The organism is Arthrobacter sp. NPDC056493, from assembly GCF_042795115.1.
GTDB lineage: Bacteria > Actinomycetota > Actinomycetes > Actinomycetales > Micrococcaceae > Arthrobacter.
The window spans coordinates 1-5,533 of sequence record NZ_JBHTSL010000111.1; the positions used below are offsets into that span (position 1 = coordinate 1).

Annotated in this window: 6 protein-coding genes; 2 read left to right on the top strand and 4 right to left on the bottom strand. The window is 67.6% G+C overall.

All coding sequences use genetic code 11. From position 1 onward, the window contains the following. Window positions 1-104: 104 nt before the first annotated feature. From hisN to ACFQ50_RS24260, 4 genes are all read right to left on the bottom strand, one after another. Window positions 105-917 carry a histidinol-phosphatase gene (hisN, locus tag ACFQ50_RS24245; RefSeq protein WP_377998184.1) on the bottom strand — a complete coding sequence of 271 codons (813 nt, stop codon included), beginning with the start codon at window positions 915-917 and terminating at the stop codon, window positions 105-107. A 66-nt stretch (window positions 918-983) separates the two neighbouring features. Next, window positions 984-2,099, bottom strand: a complete 1,116-nt coding sequence (locus ACFQ50_RS24250) for a ribosome small subunit-dependent GTPase A (protein ID WP_377998185.1) — start codon at window positions 2,097-2,099, stop codon at window positions 984-986. Continuing rightward, window positions 2,083-3,489, bottom strand: coding sequence for a 3-phosphoshikimate 1-carboxyvinyltransferase (gene aroA / locus ACFQ50_RS24255; protein ID WP_377998186.1), 1,407 nt, complete (start codon window positions 3,487-3,489; stop codon window positions 2,083-2,085). The genes ACFQ50_RS24250 and aroA overlap by 17 nt, the downstream gene beginning before the upstream one ends. Window positions 3,490-3,495: 6 nt before the next feature. Continuing rightward, the gene (locus tag ACFQ50_RS24260) at window positions 3,496-4,065 is read right to left on the bottom strand and encodes a DoxX family protein (protein WP_377998187.1); all 570 of its coding nucleotides are present in this window, start codon (window positions 4,063-4,065) and stop codon (window positions 3,496-3,498) included. Between the two features lie 309 nt (window positions 4,066-4,374). Between ACFQ50_RS24260 and ACFQ50_RS24265 the strand changes: the two genes are divergently transcribed. After that, window positions 4,375-5,226, top strand: coding sequence for a sigma-70 family RNA polymerase sigma factor (locus ACFQ50_RS24265; RefSeq protein ID WP_377998189.1), 852 nt, complete (start codon window positions 4,375-4,377; stop codon window positions 5,224-5,226). Continuing rightward, a complete protein-coding gene (gene rsrA, locus ACFQ50_RS24270) occupies window positions 5,223-5,483 on the top strand; it encodes a mycothiol system anti-sigma-R factor (RefSeq protein WP_377998188.1) in 261 nt (86 codons plus the stop codon). The genes ACFQ50_RS24265 and rsrA overlap by 4 nt, the downstream gene beginning before the upstream one ends. Window positions 5,484-5,533: the final 50 nt, after the last annotated feature.

Genomic DNA, 5,533 nt, shown 5'->3' on the forward strand with positions numbered 1-5,533 from the left:
ATAAACGACGGTGGTCGTCACCAAAAGGGGACGACCGCCGTCGTAATATTCAGCGCTGAGGCGCCGGGGGACCGGGCCGCTAAGGCGCCGGGGGAGGGGGGAAGCTAGAGCAAATCGTCCAGCTGCGGGTTCAGCCGCTTCAGGACCTCCGAGTGCAGGATCGAGTTGGTCGCCAGGGCGTTGCCGCCGAACGGGCCGTCCGTGCCTTCGAGGGAGGTGAAACGGCCGCCTGCCTCCGTCACGATCGGCACCAGCGCCGCCATGTCGTACAGGTTCAGCTCCGGTTCGCAGGCGATGTCCACCGCTCCCTCGGCCACCATGCAGTAGGACCAGAAATCGCCGTAGGCGCGGGTGCGCCACACATCCTCGGTGAGCCGGAGGAATTCATCGAGGTTGCCGCGGTCCTTCCAGCCGCCGAGGCTTGAGTAGGACAGCGAGGCGTCGGCGAGGCTGGACACGTTGGATACCTTGAGCCTGGTCGCGGCGGCGAGGGAACGGCCCGAGTACGCCCCTGCGCCCTTGGCCGCCCACCAGCGCTTGCCGAGCGCAGGGGCGCTGACCACGCCCACGACGGGTTCGCCCTCATCGACCAGGGCGATCAGCGTGGCCCACACCGGCACCCCGCGGACGAAGTTCTTGGTGCCGTCGATGGGGTCGATGATCCAGCGGCGGGAACCGTGGCCGGAACTTCCGAACTCTTCACCGAGCACGGCGTCACGGGGACGGGACCGGGACAGCTGGCCGCGGATGGACTCCTCGGCGGCCTTGTCCGCATCGGTGACCGGCGTCAGGTCAGGCTTCGTCTCGATCTTAAGGTCCAGCGCCTTGAACCGGCTCATGGTCTGGTCGTCCACGGAATCGGCCAGCACATGGGCCAGACGCAGGTCATCGTTGTACGTTGAAGCGGGTTGGGTCATGGTTCCAAACTACCCTCAAAGGCCCGGCGGGGCGGGGAGGCAGTGGCCGGGCTGCGCCGGGGGAGGCTATCCGACGCTGCCGAGTTCCTTGGTTTCCTGGCCCTCCGCGCGCGGGTCGGTGCCCAGCAGGCGGCGCAGGGACGCGAGCCTGGCCGCTCCCGTGGGGCCGGCGTGGCCGGCCGCAACCCATGCATCCACGCCGCAGTTGACGGCGGTGGCGTCGTGCTTGCAGCCGCGTTCGCAGGCCTCGGTGCCCGGCTCAAGGTCGGGGAAGGAGTGCAGGATGCGGTCCGGGTCGACGTGGGCCAGCCCGAAGGAGCGGATGCCCGGCGTGTCGATGATCCAGCTCCCGGCCGGGGCGTCAGCGAGCTTGAGGGCAAGGGCCGACGACGACGTGTGCCTTCCGCGGCCCGTTACGGCATTGACGCCGCCGGTGGCACGTTCGGCGCCGGTCAGCGCGTTGACCATGGTGGATTTTCCGACGCCGGAGTGGCCCAGCATCACTGTCACCTTGCCGTCCAGATGGGCGCGGAGTTCGGACACCGCGGCAACGTCGAGCCGGGCGGAGAGACCGTCGTCGGACCGGGCGTCGATGCCGGATGCGTCAGAGTCAGCGGTGCGGCTGATAATGACCGGAAAGTCGAGATGGCGGTAGTTGCCCAGCAGCTCGGTGGGGTCTTTGACGTCCGCCTTGGTGACCAGCAGCAGCGGCTCGATTCCGGCGTCATAGGCGGCCACCAGCGCCCGGTCGATGAACCCGGTGCGGGGTTCCGGGTTGGCGGCAGCGACAACCACCACCAGCTGGTCAGCGTTGGCCACAACGGCGCGTTCCACCGGATCGGTGTCGTCGGCGCTGCGGCGCAGCAGCGTCTTGCGGTCCAGGATCTTCACGAGCCGGGCGAGGGTGTCCGGTGCGCCTGAGACATCACCTACGAGGGACACGAAGTCACCCGCCACCACGGGGGAGCGGCGCAGTTCGCGGGCGCGGGCGGCGATGACGGTCCGCTCATGGCCGGAGTCCTCGCCTACGACTGCCGTGTAACGTCCCCGGTCAACGGTGATGATCCGCCCCGTGACGGCGTCCTCATGGCTGGGGCGGTCCTTCGTCCGGGGCCTCGAACCCTTCTTGTTAGGCCGGATCCGGACATCGGATTCGTCCCAGGAATCAGTGCTGCGTGCCACCGGTGGTCCCCGCGGTGTCGGTCGCTGCCCTGTTTGTAACAGCATTGCTCCGCTGGCCGAGCATGCCCGCCCACAGCTGCGGGAAGTCCGGCATGGTCTTGGATGTCGTGGCGATGTCCTGCACTTCCACACCCTTGACCGCCAGGCCGAGGATGGCCCCGGCGGTGGCCATCCGGTGGTCCGCGTAGCTGTGCACCACGCCGGCGTGCAGTTCCGCTGGCCGGATGATCAAGCCGTCCGCGGTTTCCTCTGCATCGCCGCCGAGGCGGTTGATCTCCGTGACGAGCGCGGCGAGCCGGTCCGTCTCATGTCCCCGGAGATGGGCAATGCCGCTCAGGCGCGAGGGGCCGGAGGCCAGCGCGCAGAGCGCGGCGACGGTGGGCGCCAGTTCGCTGGTTTCGGCGAAGTCCGCGCCCTTGATTTCGCTGCCGCCGGTCACCGTCAGGGTGCCGTCCTGGAGGGTGACCGTAGCACCCATGTCGCTGAGGATGCTGCGCCACATGTCACCCACCTGCGTGGTGTGCTCCGGCCAGTCCGGAATCCGCACCGTGCCGCCGGTGGCCAGTGCGGCAGCCAGGAACGGTCCTGCATTGGACAGGTCCTGTTCGATCCGCTGGTCGAACGCACGGATCGGGCCGGGGCTGACAATCCAGTGGTTGGGCGTCGAGTCATCCACCACCACGCCTGCGCCGCGGAGCACGGCGATGGTCATGTTGATGTGGTCCAGGCTCGGCACCGAGCTGCCGGAGTGTTCAAGGTGAAGGCCGTCCGTGAACCGTGCCCCCACCAGCAGCAGTGCGGAGACGAACTGGGACGAGGCGCTGGCGTCAATGACCAGGTGGCCGCCGCGGACCTGTCCCGTGCCTTCAACCCGGAACGGCAGCGACGTTGGCGTTGCACCGTCTTCCCCGCCGACGGGCACGCCGAGGCCTGCAAGGGCCTCGATAATGGTCCCCATCGGGCGCTCCCGTGCGTGGGGGTCGCCGTCGAAAACGGTGGCGCCGCTGCGGAGTGCCGCCATCGGCGGAACAAACCGCATGACGGTTCCGGCAAGGCCGCAGTCGATGGCGACGTCGGCACCGCTGGAGTTGGCCGGAATCGGCGTCACCTCCAGGTCCGGGCCAAAGGCGCCGTCGCCCGGCACTTCCCGGATGTCAGCGCCAAGCTGGCGGAGTGCAGCGATCATCAGCGCCGAGTCGCGGGAGTGCAGCGGCGCCCGGAGCCGGGACGGCCCGTCAGCCAGTGCGGCGAGCACCAGGAACCTGTTGGTCAGCGACTTTGAGCCCGGCACGCGGACCGTGGCGTCAACCGGCTGCTCCGCAAACGGCGCGGGCCAGTGCGGAGCAGCGCCGGAGTTTTCAGCGGGCGCTCCCGTGGGTGATGCTGTCATTCCCGCTTATGCCCCCACTGCGTGGTCAACAGCCTTGCGGACTGCCTTATCGGCCTTGCGGACTGCTTTGTCGGCGCTGTGCAGCTTCTTGCCCGTGGTCTTGCGTGCGTCGGCGGCGAGGTGGCTCGCGGTCTTCCGCGCGTCGGCAGCGAGGTGCTCTGCGCGCCAGGCGAGGCTGGGCTTTCCGGCCGTGTCCACGGAGGCGAGCAACACACCGCCGGTCAGGGTGATGTTCTTGAGCAACTGGTTGCGGCGGGCTTCGCGGCCCTCCTTGCTGCTGATGTCGGCGCTGCGCCATTCAACGAAGGCGTTCAGTGCCGAGATGACGGCCAGTACCGAGGCCGCCAGGCGCGCAGATTTGCCGAGCGCGAAGAGGACGCCGGCACCCACCTGCGTTCCGCCGATGATCCGGGCCAAGACCTTCTCGTCCGTCTGGAACGGCAGGGCTTCGGCGGCGCGGCGCAGGAGGGGCGACAGTTGCTGCGCGGTGTCGTCCGCATGCCTGAGCTTGTCCGTTCCGGCGAGGATGAAACTTGAGGCCAGCATCGGCCGGGCAAAAAAGCGGACAAAGGACATGAATTTCCTCCTGGATGGCCGAGCCGCGGTGGCCGCGGCGGAGTCGGTTCTAGTCTTGCACTTTTGCGGAATATTTGCCCACCGCGCGTCGTTGTGCTCTTCAGGCCGGAAGCAGTCTGCAGGCGGCGTTCTGCGCAGTTTCCGGTGTTCAGCGGCGGCTGGGGCATGGCCGGAACCGGCAAGAGCGCGGACCGCCGCACGATCGCGGGTCTTGGGATGCGGGTCTTAGCAGGCTGTCTTAGCAAACGGAGTGGAGATGGAGCGTTGACGTTGGTAAAGGAAGCTGTGGGGCTGCGAAGTCCCGTCAGGATGCGGCCGTTTGTGGTGCCGGAGGCCGATGCGCTTGAGGCCGGGGGTGCCTTCCCGGGCTCCGACCACGGCACGGCACGCCGTAAGGGGCGGCCGGTGCCGATCAACGTAGACTTGAAGGCAATGAGCACCGTGGACCCGGCCCTACAGGCCACACAGGAGGACGCCGCCAACGGCATCCCGGACAATGGCACGTCACCCGCCGCTGAAGCGGCCGAGGATATCGACGTCGGCTCGGAGAGCGCCGAAGCGCGCCGGGCCCGGTTTGAGCGCGACGCCATGCAGTACGTGGACCAGCTGTATTCGGCAGCCATGCGCATGGCGCGGAACCCGGCCGATGCCGAGGACCTCGTGCAGGAGGCGTATACCAAGGCGTTCTCGGCCTTCCACCAGTACAAGCCGGGCACCAACCTGAAGGCCTGGCTGTACCGGATCCTGACGAACACGTACATCAACCTGTACCGGAAGCGGCAGCGCGAACCCCTGCAGTCCAATTCGGACACCATCGAGGACTGGCAGCTCGCCCGCGCCGAGTCCCACACCTCCAGCGGCCTGCGGTCCGCCGAGGCCGAGGCCTTGGACCACCTGCCGGATTCGGACGTCAAGCGGGCGCTGCAGGCCATCCCGGAGGAGTTCCGCCTGGCCGTGTACTTCGCCGACGTCGAGGGCTTCGCGTACAAGGAAATTTCGGACATTATGAACACCCCCATCGGCACCGTGATGTCCCGGCTCCACCGGGGCCGGAAGATGCTGCGGGACATGCTGGCGGACTACGCCGCCGACCGGGGATTCAAGGCTGCTGCAGACGCCACGGCGGCAACGGAAAGCAACAAACAGGAGAGCGGGAAATGAGCGACTGCCAGGGATTGGGCGATTGCGATGACACAAGGATGCAGCGCATCTACGAGTACCTGGACGGTGCTCTGACCCGCAGCGACCTTTCGGAGATCAAGCAACACCTCGACGAGTGCCCGGAATGCGCGCAGCAGTACGATCTTGAGTGCGTCATCCGGAAAGTGGTGAAGCGCTCCTGTACCGAGGCAGCGCCGGAAAACCTCAAGAACGCGATTCTGGAACGGATCCACACGATCCGGCCGGTGGATGCCTGACGGCTTTCCTGGCTTAAACGCGATGCCCCCGCTACCTTGCTGGTAGCGGG

What these genes read in the sequence shown, in the direction of transcription:
- ACFQ50_RS24260 (WP_377998187.1), bottom strand. Translation starts at nt 4,065, where the DNA reads ATGTCCTTTGTCCGCTTTTTTGCCCGGCCGATGCTGGCCTCAAGTTTC.
- ACFQ50_RS24265 (WP_377998189.1), top strand. Translation starts at nt 4,375, where the DNA reads ATGCGGCCGTTTGTGGTGCCGGAGGCCGATGCGCTTGAGGCCGGGGGT.
- aroA (WP_377998186.1), bottom strand. Translation starts at nt 3,489, where the DNA reads ATGACAGCATCACCCACGGGAGCGCCCGCTGAAAACTCCGGCGCTGCT.
- rsrA (WP_377998188.1), top strand. Translation starts at nt 5,223, where the DNA reads ATGAGCGACTGCCAGGGATTGGGCGATTGCGATGACACAAGGATGCAG.
- hisN (WP_377998184.1), bottom strand. Translation starts at nt 917, where the DNA reads ATGACCCAACCCGCTTCAACGTACAACGATGACCTGCGTCTGGCCCAT.